Source organism: Tunturiibacter psychrotolerans (genome assembly GCF_051013365.1).
Classification (GTDB): Bacteria; Acidobacteriota; Terriglobia; order Terriglobales; family Acidobacteriaceae; genus Edaphobacter; species Edaphobacter psychrotolerans_A.
Window position 1 is genome coordinate 3,308,937 of record NZ_CP132941.1, and the last position, 25,036, is coordinate 3,333,972.

Genomic DNA, 25,036 nt, shown 5'->3' on the forward strand with positions numbered 1-25,036 from the left:
CTAACTCCCTGTGAGAATCGACGCCAAAGCGGCTGCCACTTCATGCAAAGCACTATAAGGCGTCAGGTAATCGGGTGAGAGCCTAAGCCATCGGCCACGCGCGTCCGTCGTGATACCGCGGCCTTCAAGTGCTTTAGAAAGTGACACCGCTTCGGAGTTTTCTACCGTCAAAAACCCTCCGTGCCCTTCGTCCGCCCCCTCTGACTGAACGCCAAAGTCCGAGAGATACCGTTTCAGACGGCTGAGACGATCCAGGTTGTACGCTCTGATCCGGTCGACTCCAAGCTGAAGCGTAAGCTCCTGACCCGCGCGAGCCTGATAGTACGTCAGAACGGGAGGGGTCGACTCGAGGAAAGCGCTCCCGCCCCCAGCGAAGCGCGGCGGATCAGGCCGTTCGTAGAGAAAAGGGTGGTCTTTGGCGAACCAGCCGATATCGATTGGCTTTAGACCGCTCGACAGTGCATCCGGAGACACATACAGGAAGGCCGCTCCAGGCCCCCCACGGAGGTACTTGTAACTCCCGCCAATCATAAAATCGGTATTCATGGAGGTGACGTCGACAGGAAAGACTCCAACAGAATGGTAAGCATCAACGAGCAGACGGGCACCGACCTGATGGCAGTGCTCTGAGAGAAGCTCAAGATGAGGCACCACCCGCCCGGTCATAAACATCACCTGGGAAATGATCACAAGATCCGAACCGCCGCTGATCTTCTCCATCAATTTCGAAAGATCGATACCGCCATCTGACGCCTCGCAAGCGACAAACTGAACGTTGATCTTACCCACCGCGGCATACTGCTTCAGAATCACATCGATCGAGTCGAACTCCCCTGTAGTCGAGACGACACGAGGCACGCCCGGAAGAGCATTGAGTACAGCCCGCAGCCCCTGTCCCGCCGAGGTCTTCGGCACAATACAATCGAACCTGGAAGCGCCAATGAGCTGCGCAAGACGCGAACGATGCCCTTGCTCCTCTTCGAGCCACTGATCCCAGGCATCTCCGAGCCTGGTCTGCCAGAGACGAAAGCCTTCCGAAAGATCATCCTCAGTCCGGTCGAGCGGCCGGCCCAACGAGTGGTTCGCCAGATAGATGCCCGGTACCGAGAGCGTCTTCGAGAAGAGTGGGAAAACGTGAAGCCGCAGTTCATCTTCTGTGAGAACACCGGTTCCAACGGATGCAATAGTACGGGCGAGACTCATTCTCGCGGTGCCTCGGTTCGCGAAGCCAGAAGTTCGGGGAAGAAGGTAAGCTCAAGCGCCTGACGCAGAAAGCCGACACCTGATGAGCCGCCCGTACCCTGGCGAAAGCCAATGATGCGCTCGACCGTTTTGAGATGACGAAAACGCCAGAGTTGAAAGTATTCTTCTACGTCGACGAGTTTTTCACACATCTCATACGCTTCCCAGTGCTGTTTAGGGTTGCGATAAATATCACGAAATACTGCCACCAGAGATTCATTCCTACCACGTGGCGCCGACCAGTTTCGTTCGCGACATTCGTCCGGAATGCCATAGCCTCGGCGAGAAAGATAACGCAAGAACTCGTCGTAGAGGCTGGGAGATTCAAGTGTGCGCTTGAGATCCTCGTAGATCGCTGCATCGTGTGCGAACACCTTTATGGTGTCAAGATTCTTATTGCCGAGCAGAAATTCCAGTTTGCGATACTGATACGACTGGAACCCCGAGGCACTTCCAAGGACAGAGCGAAACTCCATGTATTCCGACGGTGTCAGCGTTTCCAACACAGCCCATTGTTCGAACAGTTGCATCTGAATGAGTTTCACGCGCGACAGAATCTTAAGGCAGGGAGCGAGTCTGTCGTGGCCTAGATGGTCGATCGCGGCGGCAAGCTCATGGATAACGAGTTTCATCCACAGTTCAGAAACTTGGTGCTGGACGATAAACAGCATTTCATCATGGTGGGGAGGATGCGATAGCGGACGCTGCTGCGCAAGCAGACCATCAAGAGAGAGGTAGCCAGAGTAGCTGAGTCTCTCGGAAAAGTCGCTCACAATGCCTGGTTCGACGGCGCGTTGATTTTTGTCATTCATCTTCACCAACCTAGAATACTATTCCAGCGGCAGCGGTCGATTTGGTTCAAACTGAGCCTCACGATTTCATATCCCGTTGATACAGTGCGGGCCGAAATCCCTGCTGCGCTTTCTCGGCTCATAGGCGGATTTGTTGGGCGTGACAATCTAATGACAGACTTAAGACTACTCGGTGACACACACTTCCATAGGCGTGGCGATAATTTAGATCGCGGAACATGGTGCTCACCGATGGCACGGCCATCGATGCCTTCAGCATCTCCTGTCGAAAGCCCGCTTCCAACGTCTCGACCCACGAAATTAAGACAACGTCGCTCATCGGGAAAAATCGTATGTCGATAGTGCACAAAATCCGGATGGCGATCAAGAGAATCGCCTTCGGGAATACCTTACTTCCTCAAGAGTTCACGCTCGGACTGGAAGAGCCGCAGACAGAGATTACCGTGTGGCTGCATGGGGCGGGTGCACCTCGCGACGTAACCCGTCGTCATTCTATGGTGTGTGCATCTCCACTAACTATCTGCGTAGGGTTTGATGCGGGCCAAAGACCAAACGAAAAAGACTTGGTCCGGCCATCACTACAATTTTGTGAGCGAGCGGGACAGAAGCGAGTGTTAGGAGAGATCGGGCTTAAACCTCAGACGAGCGTTACCGAAGCTGAATCAGAGTTCATCTTGTTCGAAGCTCGAAGTTCGAGAAATTATTGTCTGTCAAGAGCGCGTCTCTGCACTCACTATTTGCTTCACGCATATCGGCAATGGAGGCGCGATAACACCAAAGGAATAAAGATGTCTTTCCTCGAAAGGCGCGCAGGGATGGTGATCTTCATCTGCCCTCATCCCATTATGCTTGTGAGCGTAGGTAGTAGCGCCAACGGCAACATCTTTCCCATGAACATACTTGGCGATTTGGGTAACGGCTATATGGGGTTTGCTTTGAGAGGCGAAAGGTTGGCGGGTGGACTTGTAGAACGAGCCGGTCGTATCGCATTGAGCAGTCTTCCAGTGTCTCAAGGCGCCTTGGCGTACCAACTCGCAAATAATCACACAAAGAAATCAATTGACTGGAGCCACCTTCCCTTCGCAACAAAGATGTCGTCCGCATTTAGTATTCCGGTCCCTGAATTTGCACCGCGAGTCGTGGAGCTTGAGATCAAGTCTGTCCGTGGGATCGGCAGTCACAGGTTTTTTATCGCCCGTATTATTCGGGAAGATAGATTTTTCGATGGCCTTGAGTTTTGTTCGATTCACGGGTTTTATCAGTCATGGCGACTAGGCAAACTTGAAAGGGAAGACGAAGAGCTACAGATTTCATTAGCAGGAGATGCGTTCAACAAGCGAGGGCGTAACCGACCACTAGCTGTTAAGACGCCTCAGATTAAGATGCTCCCCTTGGACGATAAGCAGAACCGGTGAATGCAAAGCCAAGCAGCCGGCTTCAGCGGTGGACCGCTATCAAGAAAATTAAACGCCGAATCTTAAGATCTGTTCAAGCGGAGAACGTCGATTGGAATATTCATTGGCCTCCAAAGTTGAACGTCTCCTTGAACCGTCGGCCCGATGGGTTCTCGTTAGCGAGTGGATGTTGCTTGTGCTTTTGGCGGCCCAGATGGGTGTGCGCACTCTTCCCGAAGGCATGGCATACGCTGAACACCGACTTTCCCAATTACTATCTGACAGCAAGTCTTGTCCATGAGAGATACGATACATCCCGCATCTACGATTGGGTCTGGTTTCAGCGTCAAAAAGACCACCGCGACATAGACCAGCGCATGGTCGGGATGACCCCACTAACTCTGTTCTCAACTCTTGTCATTTATCCACTTACCTCGCAGTCTGCATTAAGTGCAAAGCACCGATGGCTAATCCTTAACATCATCCTTCTGGTAGCAACTCTATTAATTACGCGAAGTTTGACCGGATTTCATTGGCGGCGTCTAGCACTCATAGCTCTATTAAGTCTCCCGCTTCGATCAAACTTCCTGTTCGGGCAATATTATGTTTTGTTACTGTTCTTATTGACGCTAGCCTGCTGGCTCTATGTTTGCGGGACGCGTTTCTTCGCTGGCATGATAGTTGGGCTTGCGGCGGGCCTAAAAATCTTTCCAATTCTCTATTTGTTCTATTTCCTGAGAAAACGAGATCTGAAGGTCTTTGCGGGTGGGGTAGCAGGCGCTCTTGTAAGCGGAGCTATTTCAATCTATGTTTTTGGTTGGGAGTTAAACCGCACTTATCTTCTCCAGGTGATGCCATCAGCACTCCGCGGCGAAGCTTCGGATCCGTACAACCTGCAAGCGGCCTCTCTCTCATCACTCCTGCACAGGCTTTTCATCTATGAGCCGCAGCTAAACCAGCATCCAGCGATTAGTGCTCCGTGGTTGTTTGCGGTGCTGCATCCGGTCCTGCAGATGGCGTTGATTGGACCAGCCCTCGTCTTTGCGATGCCGAATGACAGATCTCCGCACAACCTCCGTCTCGAGTGGGCAGCGATTTTGATATTTAGTCTTGCGGTTTCGACGTCATCCACATCCTACCTCTTCACTCTTCTCATCTTGCCTGTGTCGTTGCTATGGGCATCGCTTCAGGACGAGGTGAAACCCTTCTGGGTTGCAATTCTATTCTCTCTCTACCTGCTAGCAGGATTTGTGGGAGGCGCGAATAATCGAGGGGAGGGGTGGTTCGCTCTGCTTGGAGTGCCGAGACTCTATGTCATCATCCGGCTGTGCGTCTTCACTTATGCGGCTTTGATCAGGCAGGAGCTAAACAGAAACGCAACGCGTGATCGTCTCGCGAGGTCAATGGCGCTCGGAACAATTTTGATATTCAGCATCGCATCAAATCTCCGCCATCAACAGACTCTCTATGTCGACTATCAATGGAGGATCCCTATTCCAAAAGAAGTGTTTATGGCGGTTCATCCAACTGTTGAAGAGGATGCGGCTTTGTTTGTGGCGATGCGGGACAATGGCTACCATGTCGCAGTCGAAGGAGTCGACGCCACCAAAGTTGGAAACACAGGAGACGATGAGCTCGGTATCGCCGCTGCGAATGGTGACCGATGGGTAGAACAAACTGGACACGAATCTAAAATCGTCTCTGTGCCGGAAGTAAGAACCACCATTCGTCAGGCAGAATCTCCAGTCGCATCCTTCGACGGTCGATGGTTGGCGTTCCTCCGCGAGGACCATGGTCGAGCGCGCATTTGGAGACGCGCTTTAGATCGGTCAGACGACATCGACAAGCCAATGACGCCGCCCGAACTCGATGTGCTTGAGATGTCGTTCTTACCGGGAGGCGGACTCATATTCTCAGCTGTGTCGAAAGATCGGCCGGGCTTATTCGTCGCGGATCGAAACGGAGGGATACGATCTCTTGAAATGGGCGAGACGAGGTATCCTTCGGTTTCTCCAAACGGTAGCTGGCTCACATATAGCCAGCTGCAAGGTGGAACCTGGAACCTCTGGTTGCGCAATTTACGCAGCGGGGAAACACGCAGGCTCACCGAGGCAGCATGCAACAGCACCGAGCCCGCCTGGGCCGCGGACTCGCAGACTTTAATTTATGCGAGCGATTGCGCGAGAGCCCTCTGGTTTTCTGCACTTTGCAGACGGCGAATCGTCTATTGAAGGTTAAATGAATGCCTGCAAGAGTCGATGGTTCGCAAGTGGTGCGGGGAGAGTATGGCCTCGTCTAATTCAATCCTCGCGCCCATCGAAGGCTACAGTATCCTCCAAGATCGCACCTGTCTTCCACGACAGTGAAACCCCATTGTGACGCCGACTTTCTCGTTGAAGCCAGGCTGACAAATAAGTGACAGAGTCCAGACCATCGGCTGACACGCGTGCAAAGGCCTCGCGATAGCTTTGAAACAGCATGGGTACTTTATTGACTTTGAGATATCGCATACTCCGACGACCAGCTTGCGCGGCGTTGCTCTTTGCGGGGCTGCTGTGGAACGTGCCAGCTTTGGTCGCTCAGGATGTTCCTCTTCTATCAGGAGGCGTCGGCTTCTTGACAAATACGAATGCTGGTAACACGTCTTATCAGCCTGTTGCGGTTCCGGTGCTCGAGGCTCCAATCGGTCAACATTTGCTGGTTGAGTCACGCGCGAATATTCTCGAGACGTTTTCTCCGCAGGGAAACGGTCAGGGGTATGACCATTCGACATTTCTTGGATTGTCGTACCTTCAGGCAGACTACATCGCCACGCCGCACATAACCGTCGTCGGAGGATACTTTCTCACCCCCTTTGGAACCTACAACGAACGACTTTCGCCAATTTGGATCAGCAGCCTGGATGCTCCATTGATCTTTGGTATCGGCACCATGGGCAGTGGCAGCGGGACAGGAGGGATGCTGAGGGGTAACGCGTACTCAACGGACAAAGTTTCCATCAGCTATGCAGCCTACTTCTCAGCAGGCAGCACAAATAAGGAGTTTCAGTCATCGCGCTCGACTGGCGGACAGGTATACGCCTACTTTCCGCAAGCAAGACTGGAGGTTGGCGCATCCTATGGCCGATCGCTCGAAGGAACCCAATTATCCAACGCTTATGGAGCTCATCTTTGGTGGGAGCCGGCAAAAATTCCTCTGAAACTCCGCTCCGAATATGCGCATGGGGCTCACTCCCAAGGCTATTGGATTGAGACCGACTATCGACTATCTCAGTTTAACGGCGGTGACAGTTTGATCGGGCGGGTGGAACCGGTATTCCGACTGCAGCAAACCTTTCGAAACAGTCCGGACCCATCAGATTTTCTGCCAGCCGCAGACACGCAGAGAGTTGACTTTGGACTCAACTACCATCTACCGCACGAGGTGAGGATCAACGCACAATACGCCCGCCAATTCTCTTCGACTGGAGACTTTAATATCTGGGAGACCGGGGTTGTGTATAGGTTTCTCTTTCCGGCGTGGAAAGGTAAATCAAAATGAAGATTTTTGCACCTATCTCCCTCTCTCTTCTCTTGCTTTCTACGGCGCATGTATTTTCGCAGGCAAAAGAAGGCAGCGCTTTACCCGCTAACTCACAGCAACAAACAAAAAGCAACGTTGTCCATAACGCAGCCCAAAGAGACGGACAAGTAGTCTTCGAACAGAACTGTTCGCGCTGCCACAATGCTCCCCAGGGCTTTTCTCCTCGCATCTCCGGAACGGTAGTGAGACATATGCGAGTACGCGCAGGATTGAGTGCCGAAGATGAAAAAGCCTTATTGCGTTTCTTTAATCCGTAGGCTTAAGGATTTCTATGAGCGCTCCTTGAGGAAAGGGTTAAATGGTAAAGCTCAAACATCTGCGCCATCCTCTTCGGACGGTGAGTACTGCCAAAAACTTTTTGGCGGCACGCTGGAGCATGTGGAGATTTGCAGATCACGGCGCGCGTCGCTTCAGCGGCGATCCTCGTTATGATCTACAAAATGTGACCGATGGATTCAGATCGCGCCTCGATGATTCCGAGGGTGATGATGAGTTACTGGAAAGAATATGCGCGGCGTACATAAAAGCTGTGAAACAGCAGCAATTTGCGCCCAGGATATATAAAGCTTCGGAATGGTGGCAGCAGGTGCGGCAGGGAAGCTTGGGACCTGTAGCCCAGGCGCTGCTCACCAGAGATACTAGTACGCTCCGAAGGATGTACCGAAACCTCTTTCGTGACCCTTGCTCATCAGGTTTGCTAGGCGTGCCTTTTGGTATGTCGAAAGCCTATTTTGGCGGGACAATCAAAGACTTTCATCGGCGTTTTTACCTAAGTCATGTCTTATATCGATTTGATTACTGGAAAGCACAGACTCAAAACCGTTTTGTATTGCGCGATCTTGCCGGTCCTGGCGTCGGCAATCCCTTTGGTGTGCTGATCGAGGGAACACATATAAACGTAGGAGCCGAGTACGCACACTATTGTGCTCATCGGATAGACAGCCTGCTCGGCTCAAAAGCCGCCACCGTAGCCGAGATCGGAGGCGGATTTGGGGGAATGGCTTACTATTTGCTTCGCGATCGCCCCGCGGTCACTTATTTGGATTTCGATGTCCCAGAAAGCATTGCACTGACTTCGTACTACCTCATCAAAGCGTTCCCAAACCTAAAGTTTTTGCTGTATGGCGAGGGTCCGTTGACAGCCGACGCGATCTCTCAGGCCGATGTGGTGCTACAACCTTTATTCGAGCTGGATGCTATGCCTACCGGCAGCGTCGATCTGACGTTCAGCTCTCATGCAATGTCGGACATATCTTCTGAAGCGATGGTCGAATATCTCAGGCAAATTGATCGCATGACGAGAGATTTTTTTCTCTATATAGGTAAGGAACGTACCAACGACTCGATCTCAGATCTTTTTGATCAAAGAGATCACTCATTCAAGCTGTCGGAGACACGAGCCTCCGGCTGGCACAGCCAGAAGGTTTCGGGTGCAGGTAGCGCATTGGGAGCGCGTGCAACAATATTGGAACAGGTCTACACGCGAACTGCTTTAGGCGTGGACCTTACAACCGCGTCAACGATGGCGCGAAACTCTTCATTTTCGCGCATCTCGTCGAACCTCGGTTCCACCGCCGCCCAGGGAAGCTCTGCCTCTCTCTCTTCGAATGCCTGATTAAGATACCTTCCTGCGCGTTTTTGATCGCCAATTGCAAGCGCAAGTGAAGCTCTCCGAAAGTGGCTCAACGGCGTCTCGGGTGCGAAGAGGCGACGATCGTCAATCATCTTGATCGCGACCTCAATCTCGCCGCACCGAGCGACAACCTCGGCGATTAGGCCCCGGAAAAAAGGTTGTCCCCCCACGTTTCGCTGCAATGTCTGCGCCAACTTCATGGCTTCTGTATGGCGCCCTAGTTGTACCTCGATGAGTGCTCGCAAGGCGGAGACCTCGAGCGGCAATGGTCCATAGGATGACGGCCTGGCAAAGTGTTCGACCGCCTCCTCATAGAGCCGGCTCACGTACAAAAATCTCGCGTAGGAGACTTTCTGGCGATACGAAAAAGGATCCAGTTGCTGTGCAATCTGAAGATAGGACCACGCCTCGTCGTACCTCCCGAGTACGCTCAAGAATGCCGAATATTGACGATAGGTTCCTTGGTGCGACCCCAGCGTGAGCGCTCGTTCGAACTCACCCTCCGCCTCCGACCACTGCCAATCCATCGCCAACGCGCAGGCATACGCGGTGTGCGCCTCGATCATCGACGGCTCAAGAGCCATAGCACGCTCGGCCGCCTCTTTTGCCCTCGCTACAAAGTTCGCGGAATCGGGCGCGCCTCGTTGCGCCATCCAGTAACAACATTGGGCTATTCCACAGTAGGGACGGGCATACTCGGGGTCTGCGATTGCTATTGCCTCGAATCGTTTTAGCGCGCCCTCGACGTCCGCCACGCTTCCTTCCTCGAGCCGCGCCTCAGCCGCCAGAATGGCGGGGTATCTCTTCAGATTCACAGGATTGGTTGAAGACGGAATTAGCCGCGTGATAGGGCAACGCGGAGCGACCCGACTTACCATGGCCGAAGCAATCTGTTCCTGCACAAGAAACAATCCCTCCGGCTCGGCCTCTGCCTCAAACTGTTGCGACCACATTTGGAAGCCATCTGCATCAACCATCCGCGCAGTCACGCGGATTCGGTTGCTCTCAATACGGACTGTTCCTTCAAAGACGATCTGGACACCTAATTTGTCGACCAGAAGCGGGATGTCAGCGGTCTGCGCACCGAGGTGCATCATGGAACTCATTGCAATGACACGGCATCCTTCGGCCCGCATCAGTCGATGGACCAGTTCGTCCGTAATCCCCTGCGCAACCGCGGAAGCAAACTCGCTGCCGGAGGGTGCTGCAAATGGAATCACCGCGATCGCCGTACCTGCGGGGCTGGCCGCGCTTCCCCCGTTACTGTCGTCAGATGTCTTTTCTTCGCGTTCGAGCATCTCTCGCGAGCGAAAGACTGGGGCATAGCTGCCAAGGCGAAAGTAGATAAAGATGGGGTCGTGCTTGCCTTCGCCCTCGTAGTATTCCTTGAGCTTGGCTCGCAAACGGCGTGCCTCAGAGCGCACAATGGAGTCTCGACTCGGATGATAAGGCGGTTTGCGATCGTAGACTTCAGTCCCAATCGCATACTCTTTCAACGCATCCTGATTCCCCTCTAAAACTTGCTCGACGGCGAAGCGGAGGAAACGTCCAAGTCGATCCGATTGGGAGAAGATCGCGCTCTCAAGAAGCCGCTTCAACTCCTCGCGAATCGCCTCGTCGGAGAGGGGCCCATCGTTGGCTGTGCGAACCTTTTCAGACTTCAAGTAGCACCTGTCCCTCCCAGCGTTCTCCCTCCCGTCGCTAAGCGGAGGATCACACAAACATTCTAGACGCTCAAAGCGCCTTCGCAAACGACATCACCGTGAGATCACCGTTCCTTACGCTTCTATTTCGTGTTCTTTCTGCCATGCTCTAAGTGCCAGGCAAGAGGTTCAAGCGTGACACAGAAACACAGCGAACTCCGGGTGCTCGTCGTCGGACAGGCTCACGTGCAGACTGAGTTTCAACGGCAATTGGCCGACCTCCACGCGGCCTTCCTCTTTGTCTCTCGCACGTCAGATCTATCGCAACTTGTACGCAACGAGGAGTTGATCCATGTCGTTGTCTTGCCGGCAGCACTGCAAAAGCTGGACTGGTGGACACTTTGGAATGAAATCTGTCTGCTCAGTCCGCGTCCGGCCCTTCTGGTCTATACGCACACGGCCAGTTTTCAGCTTTGGTCGTCCGTGCTCGAGTCGGGAGGATACGACGTCATTGTCGAGCCGTTCACCGACGAGGAGCTTCAGGGAGCCGTTCTTAGGGCTGCGCGCAGCCTCGAAGACGAATCACAAGACGAATTCCGCGACTTTTTGGACGAATAAAGCAACTAAACGGCAGGGTAGGGAGCCTTTTTCATGTTTCAGAAGATCGTCGTCGCTTACAACGAGTCGCCAGAGGCAAGGCGAGCACTCGCGTCAGGTATGGAGTTGGCGAAAAGCCTCAATGCCCAGCTTCACATCGTCACCGTCATGACTGATCTCCCGGTCTATGCTGCGTATGCAGCGGCAGCCGATTCCTCGCTCCCAAATATTCTTCACGAGGATCGCTGCGCCTTCTATCAGACTCTTCAAGAGGACGCCACGACCCTGGCCGAAGGTCACAGTCTTGCAGTGACAAGTCACCTGATCGAAGGTCATCAAGTGGAAACACTCGTCCATTTTCTGCGCGAACAGAAGTCCGATCTCCTGGTCCTGGGCCTCCATCGACGGGACCTTTACATTGCACGTCTCTGGAGCACGGTATACGAACTGGCGCAGGAAGCGCCTTGCAGCGTACTGGGCGTGCACTAGCGCCCCTCACAGAAACTCAAGCATCATTTGGAGTCAAGAACGACATGATAAAGCGACTCATCGTTCCAATCGTCACACTGGCTGTTGCCGCCTTGATCTTTTTCGTCATCAAGGACAACTGGACTTCATGGCAGGGCGGACATGCCGAGCAACGAACAGACGACGCATATCTCCGCGCCGACATGACACCTCTCAGCACACGAATATCAGGCACCGTGCGCAGGGTCGACGTCAACGATTACCAGCCGGTCACACCGGGCCAGGTACTCGTCCAATTGGACGACGAAGACTACCGCGCAACCCTGGGTGAAGCTCAAGCCGCGCTCGAAGGTGCGAAAGCGCAGCTCGCTGATAATCAGGCTGCCAAGCTTGTCGAGGACGCCAAAATCCAGAACTCCCAGGCTCTTGTGAATCAGGCGAGCTCTACCGTCGACGCGGCCAAGGCAGCCGTCGCCTCCGCCCAGGCAGAGGCGCTGCGTGCCACTCAGGAGCGGACGCGGCAGGAGGCGCTTCTCGCCTCAAAGGCCGCTACCCGCCAACAGATCGAATCTGCCGTCGCGGACGCAGACCGATTCTCTGGAATACTCGCCAGCCGACAGGCAGACCTCGACCGCGCGATCGCCTCACTCGCAAGCAGCCGCAGTCTCCTTGAAGCCGAACGGCGCCAGCGGCAGGCGCTCGATATCCACGACGCGGAGTTCAGAGCGCAGATCCAGGCGAAGGAGGCAGCAATCGTCGTCGCCAATGTCAACCTGGGCTATACCCGCATTGCTGCACCCACCGCAGGCTCAGTGGGAGAGCGACACGTCCTCGAAGGACAACTCGTTGCGCCCGGCGTACAGATCATCGATCTCGTCAAGGGAGACGTGTGGGTCCAGGCCAACTACAAGGAAACTCAGCTCACCAACATCCGCAAAGGCGACATTGCCGATATCACCGTTGATACCTTTCCCGGCGTAACGCTCCACGGCAAGGTGGACGAAATCGCTCCAGCAAGCGGATCCCAGTTCGCTCTTCTGCCGCCCGACAACGCCACGGGCAACTACACAAAAGTGGTCCAGAGGATTCCGGTGAAGATTCTCCTCGACCCCGACCACCCGCTCAAAGATAGGCTCCGCCCCGGCTTCTCCGCCATCGTAACCGTTCACGCTTCGGGCAAGGACACCCGCTCAGGGGGGCCACAATCGTGACCTCGGCGGAAGCGACCTCTGCAACGTCCACAGCAGAGCCTATAGCAGCGGTAAAAACAGTTCATCCCTTGCTCGGCGTTTTCGGCGTCCTGCTAGGTGCCATGCTTGTGACCGGCACCGGACGCCTGATCAGTGTTGGACTCGCCGACATCCGCGGCGCATTCCATCTAGGCGTCGACGAGGCCTCCTGGATCAGCACTGCCTTCACCGCGTCCACGATGTTCATAGGCCCTTTCTCCGTGTATCTCGGTGGGTTGTTGGGACCGCGCCGCGTCCTCCTCGCGTGCGCCTCTCTCTTCGGCCTGATCAGCTTGTCGCTTCCGTTCGCCTCCAGCCTGCCCGTCATGCTTTTTTTGCTCGTCTGCGCGGGGCTTACCGCCGGAACGTTTTATCCACTCACATTGTCTTTCGTTCTCCGCAACCTTCCAATGCGCTATGTGCTTCTTGGCATCGCGATGTACGCCATCGATATCGTCTTCACTACCAACATATGCACCAGCCTCGAAGCCTGGTACATAGATCACCTCTCGTGGCGGTGGATTTTCTGGACGGGCGCCCTCCTCGCACCTGCCATGGTCGTTCTCATCTACTTCGGTGTTCCCTGGCAGCCGATGCCGAAATCAAAAGAAGGACAGCCCAAACCGAATTGGAGAAGCTTCCTCTACGCCAGTCTCGGCTTCGCTCTGGTGTTCACTGCGCTTGATCAAGGCCAGCGACTTGACTGGCTGCACTCTGGCACCATCGTGGCACTCTTCGCCACTGGCGCCTTTTTCCTTTTCGCCGCCCTCGAACGGCACTCGACTACACCCAACCCGCTGATCAACTTTCAATTTCTTCTTCGGCGCAACACGCTTCTGCTCAGCGCAGTACTCATCTTCTTCCGCTTTTCCATACTGACCACAGTGATCATCATTCCCAACTTCCTTGCCTCCTTGCAGGGATATCGCGCACTCCAGACCGGACCAGTTTTGCTTTGGGTTGCGCTTCCGCAGCTCTTCATCAGCCTGTTCGCCATGTCGTTGGTCCGACGAATCGATCCCAGACTGATTCTTACCTTCGGCTTCGCGCTCATTGCGATCGCCTGCATCCTCAACGCTCACCTCTCCTCGGTCTGGTCGGGCAGCAACTTTATCTTCTCGCAGATCATCCTGGCCATAGGGTTGGCCTTCGCCTTCAACGCTCTGGTCGGTTCAATCGTGTTGGAGCTAATCAACACCGGCGCTCTTGCCCGCCCAATAGACACCCTTACTTTCGCTGGCTTCTTTCAAACTGTCCGTCTCCTCGGCGGACAAATCGGTAGTGCTCTGATGCTGCACTTTATCCCCGTCCGCGAGCAGTTTCACTCGAACATTCTCGGTCTCGGCGTTCAGCTTGGAGAACCCTCTACCCGCCGCCGCTTGCTTGGTCTAGGTGCTGCGATGGCCCAGCACACAACCGACAAGGCCACAGCCTCGAGACAGGCCGGAGAAATCCTCGGTCTTCAAATTCGCCAGCAGGCGTTCACTCTCGCCATCACCGACAGCTTCACCCTTGTGGCATGGGCAGCAGTACTTTGCCTCGTAGTGATCGCTTGCATGGAACATGTCCCAACACAATACAGACAGGTCGTGGCAACGCCTGCACCAACAGCATGAGCGAACAAAATCCTTCCAGGAAATATCCTATGCGCTTCCGTCAAACCCATCGCTCTTCGCATCCACTCCTCGCATATCTTCTGCTCGGGGCTATCGCCACGTTCGTCTTAGGCACAGCCGTCCATGCGCAAGCCAATCCCTCTAGAACTCTCACGCTCTCTCAGGCAATCGATCTTGCTCTCGCGCAAAATCGCAGCCTCAAACTCGCGCAGTTGTCCGTGGACGACAGCAGGCATAAAAAAGAGATCGCCCGCGCTTCTTACTACCCGCAGCTTGCGAACCACTTCGCCCTCCTTCATGTCACCGAGGTTGAAGGAGTCGACATTCCTGCGGGCGCCTTCGGTAACTCCGCGGCCACCGGGCCCATCCCGGGGCAAAAGCTCTTCCTCAGTCAGGGCACTTTCACGTCCTACCAGAGCATTACCTCTCTCAACCAGCCGACCACGCAACTGCTCAAAGTTCACGAGGCCAATCGCGCTGCGACCGCTGACATAAACACCGCAAAGGCTAAGCTCTCTGAAGCCGAGGATGAAGTAGCCCTCAACGCACGTCAGCTTTACTACAACATCCTGATCGCCCAACTCAAGAGAGACGCAGCTACTGAAGAAGTAGCTGCCGGTGAAGTGAAGTTCCAGGAGAGCACCGACGACGTCACGCGAGGTCATTCGCTCGAGGTCGTAGCGCTCGAAAGCCACGCAGCTCTCCTTGACGCCCGGCAGGCCGTTCTGACGCAGACACTCCACCTCCATGACCTCACGCTCTCTCTCAACGATCTACTCGGCCTTCCCCTGAACACCGAACTGCATCTGGAGCCCGATGCCAACGAACAGCCGCTCATCCTCCCATCCCGTGAAGAGTGTCTTCATCTAGCCGAGGCCAACAATCCTGATCTTCTGGCCGCGCGACAATCAGTCATAAAAGCGAAGGCATCCCTGGCGTCTGCGAAAGACGCCTACATTCCCGATGTCACGGCATTCGCGCACTACGACTATCAGAGTGGAATCTCCTTCCTCGTGCACAACTTTGGAGCTTTCGGTGTCACCTTCAGCTACGATCTCTTCGACGGCGGCCGCAGGAACGCTCAAATCCAAGATGCCCACACCATACTCGCTCAGGCTGAGTTGAGTCTGCAGAAACTCGAAGATGAAATCACCGTGCAGGTAGAGACTGCGTATGACAAGGTCCAGCAGCTTCAGCAGATGGTAGGCGTCGCCAAAGAATCCCTTGACGTAAGAGTTGAAGCCTCCCGTCTCTCAGATCGTCAGTTCGAGCAGAACGCCGCTCTCGCTTCGGCCCGTGCCGAAGCGCATGCGAAGTCAGTTTCCGCACGCGCATCACTGCTTGAAGCAACCCTCGGCTTGTCGCTCGCACAAGGAGATCTCAAACGCACCATTGGCCAGATGCCAAAGTAGTTGTTCTTGGAGAAGCACTCGGGGCTCGGAAAAGCGGCTCATACTGCGGCGACAGCGAGTGCATCCTCACGCAGCATCGACTCATACAAAGGTCCCGCCTGCAGTAAAAACTTAGCACGATCGGCCGAAACTGGCCGTGAATAGAGGAAACCCTGTAAAAGATCGCACCCTTTCAAACAAAGCATCGCCATCTGCTCATCCGTCTCCACTCCTTCACCCACCACCCCCAGTTCCATATTCTTAGCCATTGAGATAATAGCCTCGAGGATAGGTAGCGTGCTGTTCGGCGTATTCAGCACCTGGATGAAAGAGCGGTCGATTTTTAACCGATCGATCGGGAGTCGATGCAGATAGTTGAGCGAGGAGTACCCCGTGCCAAAATCATCGATCGCGATACTCACGCCAAGCCGCTTCAGCCGCTGCAACTGACGGGTAGATTCGGTGAAATCTTTCACCACGACACTCTCTGTCAGTTCTAACTCCAGAAACTCAGGAGCGAGGCCGGTCTCCTCGAGAACCTCCGCAACTCGATCCGCAAAATCCTCGCGAGCAAACTGCATCGACGAGATATTCACCGCAACACGTACCGGTGGATAGCCTTCAACCTGCCACTGCCGATTCTGCCGGCACGCCTCTCGCAGTACCCAGGTCCCAAGAGAGATGATCATCTCGCTCTCCTCGGCTATCGGAACCAGGCGTGAGGGAGGCACTACGCCAAGAGTTGGATGAGTAAATCGAAGCAACGCCTCGAAAGCAGCCACTCGGCCGCTTTGATCGCACTGTGGTTGGTAATGTAGCTCGAAGCCGCCGTGCTTCAGTGCAGAAGCCATCTCTTGCTCGAGTTCGCGACGATCGATCAGAGCCTGGTTTAGCACCGAAGAGAACGCGCGCGTCCCATAATTGCCGAACTTTGCTTCGTACATCGCCAGATCAGCATTACGCTCAAGTTCGTCGGCGGAGTCGCCATCGTCGGGGAAGAGGGCTATCCCGATGCTCGCCGTAATCGACAGCTGCAGATCCTGAAACGCTACAGGCTGTCTTAGAGTATCGAGGAGGGTCTGGGCTACTCTCTGTCCATCCGCACGCCCCGGTATATCCTCGAGCACAACCATAAACTCATCGCCACCCATTCGCGCGACCGTATCGCTCTCCCGCAGTCTTTTCGAAAGCCGCTCAGCGACCTGCCGGAGCACCGAATCTCCTGCGGCGTGCCCATGCACATCGTTAATCTGTTTGAACTTGTTCAGATCGATCCACAGCACAGCTATCGATTCGTCGTTTCGTTTAGCGCGGCGAATCGCAGTAGCCAGCCTTTCCTGCCCAAGCAGTCGGTTGGGAAGTCCAGTCAGACTGTCGTGGTGGGCATGACGTCGCAACTCGTCCTGCAGACGGCATCGTTCGAGAACCATCGCCGCCATCTGGCTGTGCGTCTCCAGAAGCTCCAAATCAGCCGATGAAGGAGCATATCGCAGGAGCGTATAGACTGTGAGCGTTCCGAGAGGACTCTTGTCCGGCCCAAAAAACGGAGCCGACCACAATGACTGAATACCGTTGGCGCGCAGCAGTTCCGTCCACGGCTTGCGATCTGCAGCCAGGTCACAAAGTATCAGCGCTTTGTCCTTGCCGAGAGCCTCTAACTCCGGCACCCCGGCCATCCCAGATGATAGTTGTTGTAAATTTCGGACGAGCTTCTCTGGCAAGTCCGTCGAGGCCTTCAGATGTAGAGTTCCATCCTCGAGCAGATGAAGAGCGGAGGCCCACGTCGAGCGATGTCTTGCAAGAACCTCAACCAGAACTCGGAAGATCTCCTCTGTGGGCTCGTCACGCGCGAGCATCTCCAACACCTGGTTTCTCCCGCGGTTCAAGTGTTCCACCCGCATTCGCTCCTTGACCTCGGACTGCAACTCCGCGGTGCGCGCCTCGATGCGGTTTTCGAGAGAACTTCGCTCCTGCCGAAGTTCGACTTCAATCTTCATGCCGTGTGCGACCTGCAGGCGCATCTCCCGCTTTAGCCATGTCATGCATAAGATCGTGCTCAACAAAAGCAAGGGCGTTGCGGCATCCATTCGTTCAACGTACAAGCGGATTTTTTGGATTTTCTGTGCTTGACTCAAAAACTTTTCTTCCGCCGTATTGGTTGCAGCCCGCTCGTGCTCCAGAGATTGAGCGACTTCCTTCAGTTCCCGATCGTAGTCAGCAGTCCATCTTGAATCGACAACGGGCCTCGTTGCTAATTGTCGAAACGCCTCCGCCTGCCGGGCGGTAGCAGACGAGTGTGTCGCAAAGTCCAGGGGACCGGTCTCCGCCAACGCATGTAAAGAAAGACTCAGCGTCGTTGCCAATGCTCGCAGGGTCCCCGAGTCGTCCCTTCCGGCATGCCCTCCCTCCATCAGCTTCTGGAGGCTGTCAAGTTGCGACCGATACGATGTGAGCGCAGCCCTGTCTTTCAGAACCGTCGATTCCGCACTTCGCAAAGAGTGCGAGTCAAGCAGACTGCCAACCGAGATCGCCACCTGAAGTACGACCAGGGCGTAAAAGAACCGATTTCCAATCCGCGACCGTGATTCCAGTTGGTAATTCAGCGAAGGCAAGGAAGGCTCCAAGTTAGACAGTCCTGGCTTCTTTATCGGCCCGATCTTCAATACCGTAAGCCGGGGTAGCTCGAAGTTAGGCGGAGGCCGCTCGGGCGCCCCGATTTGGTGCGATTGCCCAGCCATCAACTAGTTGCGAATTGCAACGTGGTCTTCCTCGAGACGAATCGACTCCGGGGGCGCAACTCCATGATGCCGACGAAGCGCTTCCGCGATCCCGGAGTAGCGAGGCGAATCCCGCAGCAGAAACCAGCACTCGCGATCCCCCTCGCCATAATGCCAACGCCTCCGCTGCCGATAAAACTCAGAGCCATAAGAGATCAGCCATAACTCATACCGCGAATCGCGAGCGCCGATCACAAGATTCCTAGTCAAATTCGGCCACGTCCGGCTGCCATAGTGCGACTGCCACCCAGGCTGGATGAGGCAGCTCTCCGCTTGATCGGGATGCGCAACAATCACATCCGCCCGCAAACGCTCGACATCTGCAGGTTGTATAAATCGATGGGCGAACTCCGGAGTGTTCAAACCCCAGGGATCATAGGTCGTCCAGCCCGAATAGTACGGCAGAAAACCAGCCTCCGTCGTAATCATCGTGCCGTGTTCGGGCATCTCGCTCAGCGCCTGCGCAATGCTCTTCGCTTCGTTAAATTGCATATCACGAAAAGTACGAAGCTCACGATAGAACGGCATTGCAATCAAAAGCAGCCACGCACCAACTCCGACTCCCAACAAAATTCTGCGTGATGAGAGTGTCGTCTGCTCCCAATGCAGCGCAATCAGAAGAGCAGCCGTCAGCGGCAGATAGAAGAAGAAGCGGTCGCCAATATTCTGATCAAGGCGCATCATCCAGTAGAACGCAGTGGGCACCGCAATTAGACTGACAAACAGATACCTGGGCCGCAGGCCCCGAGCCATGATACCCGGCAACAGCACAGCGGTGTCGAAGAGCAGGTACTTTAGGCTAAGGTGCATCGAGTGAGCGACCACTAGCCCGAGCACACGTTCTGCATCCGACTTCACCAGAAAAGGCAGTGGGAAAATTTCACCAAAATAATGCACTCGCCACGCGAAGTAAAGCATCCCCGGCGCGAGAAAAATTCCCGCCACCTTCCCGAACGATCTGACCCGGTCATTTGAAGACACCACCAGGTAACCCAGCAACGGCAGCGCAAATACCACTCCGTCCGGCCTGAAAAGACAGAGGGCCAGCGAAGCAAGCGAAGCCCACGTTACGCGGCCCTCAGTTACCAGCAGAATCAGCAATGCGAGCAGGAGTGCATCGGGAAGAACTGCAAAACCCGAAGCGGCTGCGAAGATCTGCGGAAACAACGCCGCCGATCCCGCGATCGTCATCACTCGCAGCATCGAAATTCGGACGGCCCCCAGCCGCAACAACACCATCGCCAGACCGAGGAGTGAACCCACATTGATCACCGCCGAAAACCAGTAAGGATCGAGTCCAACCCGCATCGCTCCCGCGACCAGCGCCATCCACGCAAAATCTGTCGCGCCTTCTGCATGTGGTCCGCTTGCAAAAAAAGTGATGGCCCCATGAGCCGCAAGATTTCTGCTGTATGCAAATAAAATCATTGCATCTTCTGCAGGCAGAAAATACTTCGGAACAATCATCAGGAAAGTCAGACAAATCGCGCCGTAAACTCGCAACAGCCACACGAGTCCACGCTCGGGCCCCGTGAATTCCGCTCTTGGCTCACTATGCGACAACGAGGACGCGTAGTGTCCTTCCGTTCGATTGGGAATTGAACTAGGCAAGTGTCGGTTGTTACTCTCTTTTGCAACGGTGTACGCGCGGCTATCTAACAGTATAGATTCCATGGATGGCAGAAGAAGTGACCCTTGCTGACCGTAGCTTCGAGGAAGCGGCGAGGATCATATCTTTTGCGCATTCCCCTGCTGCGTAATAAACTTCAAACAGGAAGAGTGGCCGAGTGGTTGATGGCTCCAGTCTTGAAAACTGGCGTACCTGAAAGGGTATCGGGGGTTCGAATCCCTCCTCTTCCGCCAGTACCTTTAGACTTAATAAGATGCGAGAGAATTTAGCCCCGAAACTGGCAGTTCCGGGGCATTTTCGCGAACTCGGATCTAGAAACGCCCTGGAGAAAAAGCTTTAGGTCAGTGAGAGTGGGTTCACTCTCCTTCCTTCTCCGACCTTTGGAGATATTTCTCCAAAGGATACCGCCGGTTTAAACGGCTGTTAGGCCGCCATCAAGTCTCTGCGTCTTTGTTCTCTGTTTGCACTGCGTTAAAAACTCTTGAAAATCCAATCCGGAACTGATTTCTCGAAGCGGGCAAACTAAAACTCTAAGGTTCCGCTGGGATGAGTAGCGGTTCAGTTATTGCGGTGATCGAAATGAGAGGCTTCGCGTCTGGTTGTCCGTAGGTAACCATGGCATCTGTCAGGCGGAGTTTGAACCCAGGTTTCAATTCGGCCCAAAAGGAGACTCGCTCAGACGGCCTCTTTACGAACACTTCGCTTTTCTTGAAATCTGCTTCCAGTGAAGTTGTGGTCGCAACCCAAACGGAATCGGATTCCTGACGAGTGAGAACCAACTCTATATGTCTAAACCGATCGGCGGGTGAAGCAATTGTAGGTGCAATTATCCAGAAGTCGTCGCAAAGTAATTTCACTTGGCAGTAGCCGCAGTTGGCGGAACAGGGCTTTGCGGGCACTATTGGAAGGCTAAGCTCTTGCCTGATCTGCAGCGTACGCATCAACAGATCGGCTCTCAAAACAGATGACTCATCCCGGGTCGGAACTTCGACGGTTGTAACGCCTGCACCATAGCCGACTTGAAGGCTTATTACAGGAGTTTGGCGGTGATTCAGATCTGAATCGCCACTCCACAAGAGAGCATAAATCTGCAATTGCAATTGATGGCTATCATCCGGTTGTCCAGTCTTTATGTCAGATATAGAGCACCCCTCCTCCGAAAGGATGAGCATGTCTACCCGACCCTTCCACATGAGATCGGCGTCACGTAAATTGACTTCGAAATGAGTACCAGGCGAGAGAGCACGCCTTTGATGGTCACCTCCGCGCGGTACGGACGCACCTGCCACGACTGACCCTCGACTTGTGAGCAATTGCCTGTCAGCTAGGATCTCCTGGAGCGCTTCGCGCATTCGAGGCATGCGAACTTCTATTTGTTTGCGTAAGGCTAGGTGGTAAGTCCCGGCTACTCAGGAGAATATAGCCACTGCGGCATAAGAACTTGAGCACAAACTCTGAAAACATCCCTGTATTTATCCCTGTTAACGGGAATTCGGCTGGAGAGCGGTTCGCTGTAGACTGCGTCCACCGCCATTTACTTCGTGAAGTTTCGGAGTAGCGATTAGCTACGGCAGAATCTCACAAAAATCCCCATAAAATTACCTTTCTTTCGCTCAGCGCTATCTCCAGAGATGCTGACACCTCTCGTCATTCCGTGGGTGTGGGCAAGTTTCTCCAAGTCGGAGGGCGGGAGAGATTTCTTACAAAGCTGCGTTTGGTTCAGCCCGGTATGGCCGTGTTTCTCTGACAGCTGTTATCGCCGTGAAAGGGCGATCTAGGGGTGTTTGGGGTAGTTTGTATGAGCTATACAAGGTTCGCAGAAACCCAGTAAACACTCATGGTTCAAGGCGATTACCCCCCTAATTCGTTTGGTGAGGTTAGTACCAGTTTGCAGGGGCAATCGTTACCCATAGGTGACCATACTCTCAGTCAGCGTTTACGGGGCATTCGACGCCACCTAACCAGAAAAGGGGCTGATCTGGGCCTTTGGGCGGCTCTCAGAAGGGCTTGGCCTAGTCTGAGGGCCACAAAGAGCGCCTAGGTGGGAGGATCAACGCAGGAGATGCTATCTTCTTCCACAGCTTGACGGTGCATAGTTCGACACTCAGTAGTTCTAGCCACCTTCGTTTTTCAGTCGATTGCCGGTTTCAAACCTATGACGAAGCCGTCTCTCCGCTCGAGATAGTGTTTCCAAACAAGGCTAAAGGAGGTTGAAGCTGGGAAGCCACCTATGCGGACTGGGAGCATGACGATTTGAAGTACTATTGGGCGCGATTTGCCTTTGCGTTTAAAGCCCTCGGTGGCTGAGCTAGCCGAGCTGGCCGAGAGGGCCGACAGTCCCGAAAAGCGAGTTCGCTACACGTCGATCATCGAACTGATTAAGCGAGAGATTCCCATACTGGTGCATTAAGCGGACTTAGACGAGTGGGGAGGAGGCCGGCAAACTCCCCGAAGGCTCCGTGTAAGGAACGGCTGAGTTGAGATGTAACAATTCGCATCCCTTGCGTCAGTGATCCCGTTTGAAGTCAAAATACGCCAAATTCATGTTGCCGCCGGTCAAGATGTGGACGATAAGAACATTCTTCCCCTTGCTAAGGCGAATCTCAAAGAACCTCGGAGCCAAGTTACAGTGATGCCCGCTGATGCCAAGTCAGGGGGGATGCGGAGTCTACGTTGTTGGGACCTGCAGCGGTCCTGTTGCCTCTTTTCCGTTCACGTCGATAGAGATTGATCCGCCGCGATTGGAGAGTGTAAAGAAATTGCGTGATGGTTTTTTGCTCTTAGTAACTAATTTAAGCCTTTCTTCAAAAAAAACGGAATAAAGGGCTTGGTCATCAGTTTTGATTGGCAACGCGTCTCATGTGTCATGTGATCAACAGTCCCATTCACCCATGCACTCGCGCACACAGGAGGATTGGACACCCCACGACTTATGCGCACCCGTGGATTTATGACACGTTAGAACCGTCATCAACTTTGCCGACGGTTGCACAAGCCCAACAGCCGTTTACAAGACACGCCAACGACGTACTGACGCGCCTAAAGCATCAGGCTCCGTCGCATGTCCTGGTTTGTTCGCAAAAGAGACAAGGCTAAACACGAAACAGGACGGGTAACAATGATGAAAAATCAAGGAAGCAATACTAAGCGTACAGTTGACCGCCGTTCTTTCATGAAGAGCGGTCTTCTTACAGGAGGCGCAGCTACAGTCGGCGTCGGTTTGTTAGCAAATGGAACTTCGGCCCATGCACAATTTGGAGTGGGAGACAGTAGGCTCGATGCGGGCGATATCGCTATCCTCCGATTTCTTGCAGCGGCAGAGCTGCTTGAGTCGGACCTTTGGACACAGTACGCAGAACTGGGGGGTCTCACCCCGAACCAACTTCCTCTGGAGGTAGTCCCGGCTCCTCCAATGAATAGCTACCAGGCTGCATTCTTGAACCTCGATGGAGACGGTCCGCAGTACATCAGCAGCAACACACTCGATGAAGTGAGTCACGCTACCTTCCTCAACGGCTATTTGGAATCCAAGGGAGCCGAGCCGGTCAACCTGGACGAGTTTCGTACATTGCAGGGAAGCACTGCTACAGGGTCAACAGGCATCGGACGCCTTACGAACCTTATGCACCTCAACGTGGACACCAGCTGGTTCGTTCGCTACCGCAGTGCAACCAATCCTGACTTTGGCGCCACGTTTCCGCAAGCTATCAACATCAATAACCGTACCGCTATTCCCATCACCAATGCTGATTTCAAGGATACTAATCACATTCAGGTGATAGCGAATATAGCTGCCTTTCACTTCGGATACATTGAGCAAGGGGGCGCCAGTCTGTACGCAGCCTTGAGTCAAAAAGTGAAACATCCGGAGGTGCTTGAGATCACCCTTGGCATCGGAGGAGACGAAATCGCTCACTTTCTCGAGTGGGTCGACTTCGCAGGCAACGGAGTACAAGCCCCTGTTGCTCCGGTGACGGATCGGGGCCTAACGTTCCCTGATTTCTTCAACAGTCCCCCGCTGCTTCCGCCCAACTTGGTTCAGCCAAACCTGATCTTTCCAGTCCCTTGCGAATTCATCAGCCCCAACCTGCCCCACTGCGCCGTCATTCGTCCTATAACCGATAAATTTGGAGGCGCAGTCGCTACGATAGAAAGCTTCACCGCTGATGGACTCTTTTTCGGTCAGACCACGAAGTTCCTCAAAACACTGCAGGAGCTCGCTGTTGCAGCAGATGCGGCCAGACGCTAACGGCTATAGCCCGACCCGTCGGCTTAGAGACCCTCTTCGCCGACGGATTTTACTCTTACTTCTTATCCTCAGACATTGATCATCTCAGCGCTTTATGCCATTCTTGGCGCCTGCGAGCTACGCCTGACGCTGTCGAATTTGGACACTCAGCTCCATTCGACTGAATTCATCGTGGAGGAAATGCACGATCACACAGCTCGAAAAAAGGTGGATTCAGCCGCACTTTACTTTTTAAAGACCTGCATCAGGAGCTCTGACTGAACCTCATTCAACTGCTTTAATGTCACTTCCAAAGTCGGTCGGTCTTCATACGTAGCAGCGCTGAGAATGCCTTTGAGGCGAAAGGAAGCGCGTCGCATGAGCAACTCGGCATCTCTTAGCTTTTTGCTGTCATCTGTAACGCCCTCATGAATCTTCTCGGCATATCGACGCACGAGTTGGAGGGTCTGCGAAGCCTGCCCGGACTCACCGGAGTGGAGCTGCTTGCCGGCCAGATCCGTCATCTGGCTCACGAGCTCGGCATAGAGGAAGCATCTGTCTCTCGGCGGAGCTTGATCCGCTTTAGCGTAAAGCACGGCGAGAGCGGTTGCACTGTCACCCAGGCTTGAGACGTCCTGGCCTGAGGCGGAAGCGTAGGCAGAAGTCAGTGAGAGCATGGCTATAACTATGGCGGTGGACAAGAATCGCATCTTGCTCCTAACGAACAGCCGATTCTAAAAACGCATAGATTTTCTGAACCGACGCGCATCTCGTTCGCTCCCTTCGGAAGGTAA

17 protein-coding genes and 1 tRNA gene are annotated in these 25,036 nt (G+C 54.2%); 12 read left to right on the forward strand and 6 right to left on the reverse strand.

From position 1 onward, the window contains the following. Positions 1-1,203, reverse strand: a complete 1,203-nt coding sequence (locus RBB76_RS13765) for an aminotransferase class V-fold PLP-dependent enzyme (protein WP_429631199.1) — start codon at positions 1,201-1,203, stop codon at positions 1-3. After that, the gene (locus tag RBB76_RS13770) at positions 1,200-2,054 is read right to left on the reverse strand and encodes a tryptophan 2,3-dioxygenase (protein WP_429631197.1); all 855 of its coding nucleotides are present in this window, start codon (positions 2,052-2,054) and stop codon (positions 1,200-1,202) included. The genes RBB76_RS13765 and RBB76_RS13770 overlap by 4 nt, the downstream gene beginning before the upstream one ends. Positions 2,055-2,272: 218 nt before the next feature. Between RBB76_RS13770 and RBB76_RS13775 the strand changes: the two genes are divergently transcribed. The 10 genes from RBB76_RS13775 (at position 2,273) to RBB76_RS13820 (ending at position 15,628) form a co-directional block, all read left to right on the forward strand. After that, the gene (locus tag RBB76_RS13775; protein ID WP_429631195.1) at positions 2,273-3,469 is read left to right on the forward strand and encodes a hypothetical protein; all 1,197 of its coding nucleotides are present in this window, start codon (positions 2,273-2,275) and stop codon (positions 3,467-3,469) included. Positions 3,470-3,834: 365 nt separating this feature from the next. After that, positions 3,835-5,679 carry a glycosyltransferase 87 family protein gene (locus RBB76_RS13780; RefSeq protein ID WP_433963569.1) on the forward strand — a complete coding sequence of 615 codons (1,845 nt, stop codon included), beginning with the start codon at positions 3,835-3,837 and terminating at the stop codon, positions 5,677-5,679. Positions 5,680-6,064: 385 nt separating this feature from the next. Then, a complete protein-coding gene (locus RBB76_RS13785) occupies positions 6,065-6,988 on the forward strand; it encodes a hypothetical protein (RefSeq protein ID WP_429631193.1) in 924 nt (307 codons plus the stop codon). Next, positions 6,985-7,287 carry a c-type cytochrome gene (locus RBB76_RS13790; RefSeq protein WP_429631191.1) on the forward strand — a complete coding sequence of 101 codons (303 nt, stop codon included), beginning with the start codon at positions 6,985-6,987 and terminating at the stop codon, positions 7,285-7,287. The genes RBB76_RS13785 and RBB76_RS13790 overlap by 4 nt, the downstream gene beginning before the upstream one ends. Positions 7,288-7,328: 41 nt before the next feature. After that, positions 7,329-8,645: a putative sugar O-methyltransferase gene (locus tag RBB76_RS13795; RefSeq protein ID WP_429631189.1), complete on the forward strand. Its 1,317-nt coding sequence runs from the start codon at positions 7,329-7,331 to the stop codon at positions 8,643-8,645. Positions 8,646-10,501: 1,856 nt separating this feature from the next. Further along, entirely contained in the window at positions 10,502-10,924 is a 423-nt protein-coding gene (locus tag RBB76_RS13800) for a hypothetical protein (protein ID WP_429631187.1), read from the forward strand. 33 nt (positions 10,925-10,957) lie between these two features. After that, entirely contained in the window at positions 10,958-11,392 is a 435-nt protein-coding gene (locus tag RBB76_RS13805) for a universal stress protein (RefSeq protein WP_429631185.1), read from the forward strand. A 44-nt stretch (positions 11,393-11,436) separates the two neighbouring features. Further along, a complete protein-coding gene (locus RBB76_RS13810) occupies positions 11,437-12,582 on the forward strand; it encodes an HlyD family secretion protein (RefSeq protein WP_429631183.1) in 1,146 nt (381 codons plus the stop codon). After that, complete coding sequence (locus RBB76_RS13815) at positions 12,579-14,216, forward strand: MFS transporter (RefSeq protein WP_429631181.1); 1,638 nt, start codon at positions 12,579-12,581, stop codon at positions 14,214-14,216. Before RBB76_RS13810 ends, RBB76_RS13815 begins: the two co-directional genes overlap by 4 nt. A gap of 29 nt (positions 14,217-14,245) precedes the next feature. Further along, positions 14,246-15,628, forward strand: coding sequence for a TolC family protein (locus RBB76_RS13820; protein ID WP_429631179.1), 1,383 nt, complete (start codon positions 14,246-14,248; stop codon positions 15,626-15,628). A gap of 38 nt (positions 15,629-15,666) precedes the next feature. On the opposite strand, the gene RBB76_RS13825 is transcribed toward RBB76_RS13820, so the two are convergent. Further along, complete coding sequence (locus RBB76_RS13825) at positions 15,667-18,219, reverse strand: putative bifunctional diguanylate cyclase/phosphodiesterase (protein WP_433963426.1); 2,553 nt, start codon at positions 18,217-18,219, stop codon at positions 15,667-15,669. Positions 18,220-18,348: 129 nt separating this feature from the next. After that, a complete protein-coding gene (locus RBB76_RS13830) occupies positions 18,349-19,812 on the reverse strand; it encodes a hypothetical protein (protein WP_429631176.1) in 1,464 nt (487 codons plus the stop codon). Between the two features lie 345 nt (positions 19,813-20,157). Here RBB76_RS13830 and RBB76_RS13835 point away from each other — a divergent pair. After that, positions 20,158-20,247, forward strand: a tRNA-Ser gene (locus RBB76_RS13835). Positions 20,248-20,544: 297 nt separating this feature from the next. Here the strand turns inward: RBB76_RS13835 and RBB76_RS13840 are convergent. Further along, positions 20,545-21,375, reverse strand: coding sequence for a PD-(D/E)XK nuclease family protein (locus RBB76_RS13840; RefSeq protein ID WP_433963427.1), 831 nt, complete (start codon positions 21,373-21,375; stop codon positions 20,545-20,547). Positions 21,376-23,186: 1,811 nt separating this feature from the next. Between RBB76_RS13840 and RBB76_RS13845 the strand changes: the two genes are divergently transcribed. Further along, complete coding sequence (locus tag RBB76_RS13845; protein WP_429631172.1) at positions 23,187-24,263, forward strand: hypothetical protein; 1,077 nt, start codon at positions 23,187-23,189, stop codon at positions 24,261-24,263. Positions 24,264-24,487: 224 nt separating this feature from the next. Here RBB76_RS13845 and RBB76_RS13850 read toward each other — a convergent pair whose 3' ends face one another. Further along, positions 24,488-24,952 carry a hypothetical protein gene (locus tag RBB76_RS13850; protein ID WP_429631170.1) on the reverse strand — a complete coding sequence of 155 codons (465 nt, stop codon included), beginning with the start codon at positions 24,950-24,952 and terminating at the stop codon, positions 24,488-24,490. Between the last annotated feature and the right edge of the window lie 84 nt (positions 24,953-25,036).

Excerpts from the sequence above, each read along its gene's own strand:
- RBB76_RS13805 (WP_429631185.1), top strand. The coding sequence starts at position 10,958 with ATGTTTCAGAAGATCGTCGTCGCTTACAACGAGTCGCCAGAGGCAAGG.
- RBB76_RS13770 (WP_429631197.1), bottom strand. The coding sequence starts at position 2,054 with ATGAATGACAAAAATCAACGCGCCGTCGAACCAGGCATTGTGAGCGAC.
- RBB76_RS13830 (WP_429631176.1), bottom strand. The coding sequence starts at position 19,812 with ATGATTTTATTTGCATACAGCAGAAATCTTGCGGCTCATGGGGCCATC.
- RBB76_RS13795 (WP_429631189.1), top strand. The coding sequence starts at position 7,329 with ATGGTAAAGCTCAAACATCTGCGCCATCCTCTTCGGACGGTGAGTACT.
- RBB76_RS13850 (WP_429631170.1), bottom strand. The coding sequence starts at position 24,952 with ATGCGATTCTTGTCCACCGCCATAGTTATAGCCATGCTCTCACTGACT.
- RBB76_RS13845 (WP_429631172.1), top strand. The coding sequence starts at position 23,187 with ATGAAGAGCGGTCTTCTTACAGGAGGCGCAGCTACAGTCGGCGTCGGT.
- RBB76_RS13810 (WP_429631183.1), top strand. The coding sequence starts at position 11,437 with ATGATAAAGCGACTCATCGTTCCAATCGTCACACTGGCTGTTGCCGCC.
- RBB76_RS13780 (WP_433963569.1), top strand. The coding sequence starts at position 3,835 with ATGACCCCACTAACTCTGTTCTCAACTCTTGTCATTTATCCACTTACC.
- RBB76_RS13765 (WP_429631199.1), bottom strand. The coding sequence starts at position 1,203 with ATGAGTCTCGCCCGTACTATTGCATCCGTTGGAACCGGTGTTCTCACA.
- RBB76_RS13790 (WP_429631191.1), top strand. The coding sequence starts at position 6,985 with ATGAAGATTTTTGCACCTATCTCCCTCTCTCTTCTCTTGCTTTCTACG.
- RBB76_RS13775 (WP_429631195.1), top strand. The coding sequence starts at position 2,273 with ATGGTGCTCACCGATGGCACGGCCATCGATGCCTTCAGCATCTCCTGT.
- RBB76_RS13840 (WP_433963427.1), bottom strand. The coding sequence starts at position 21,375 with ATGCCTCGAATGCGCGAAGCGCTCCAGGAGATCCTAGCTGACAGGCAA.
- RBB76_RS13820 (WP_429631179.1), top strand. The coding sequence starts at position 14,246 with ATGCGCTTCCGTCAAACCCATCGCTCTTCGCATCCACTCCTCGCATAT.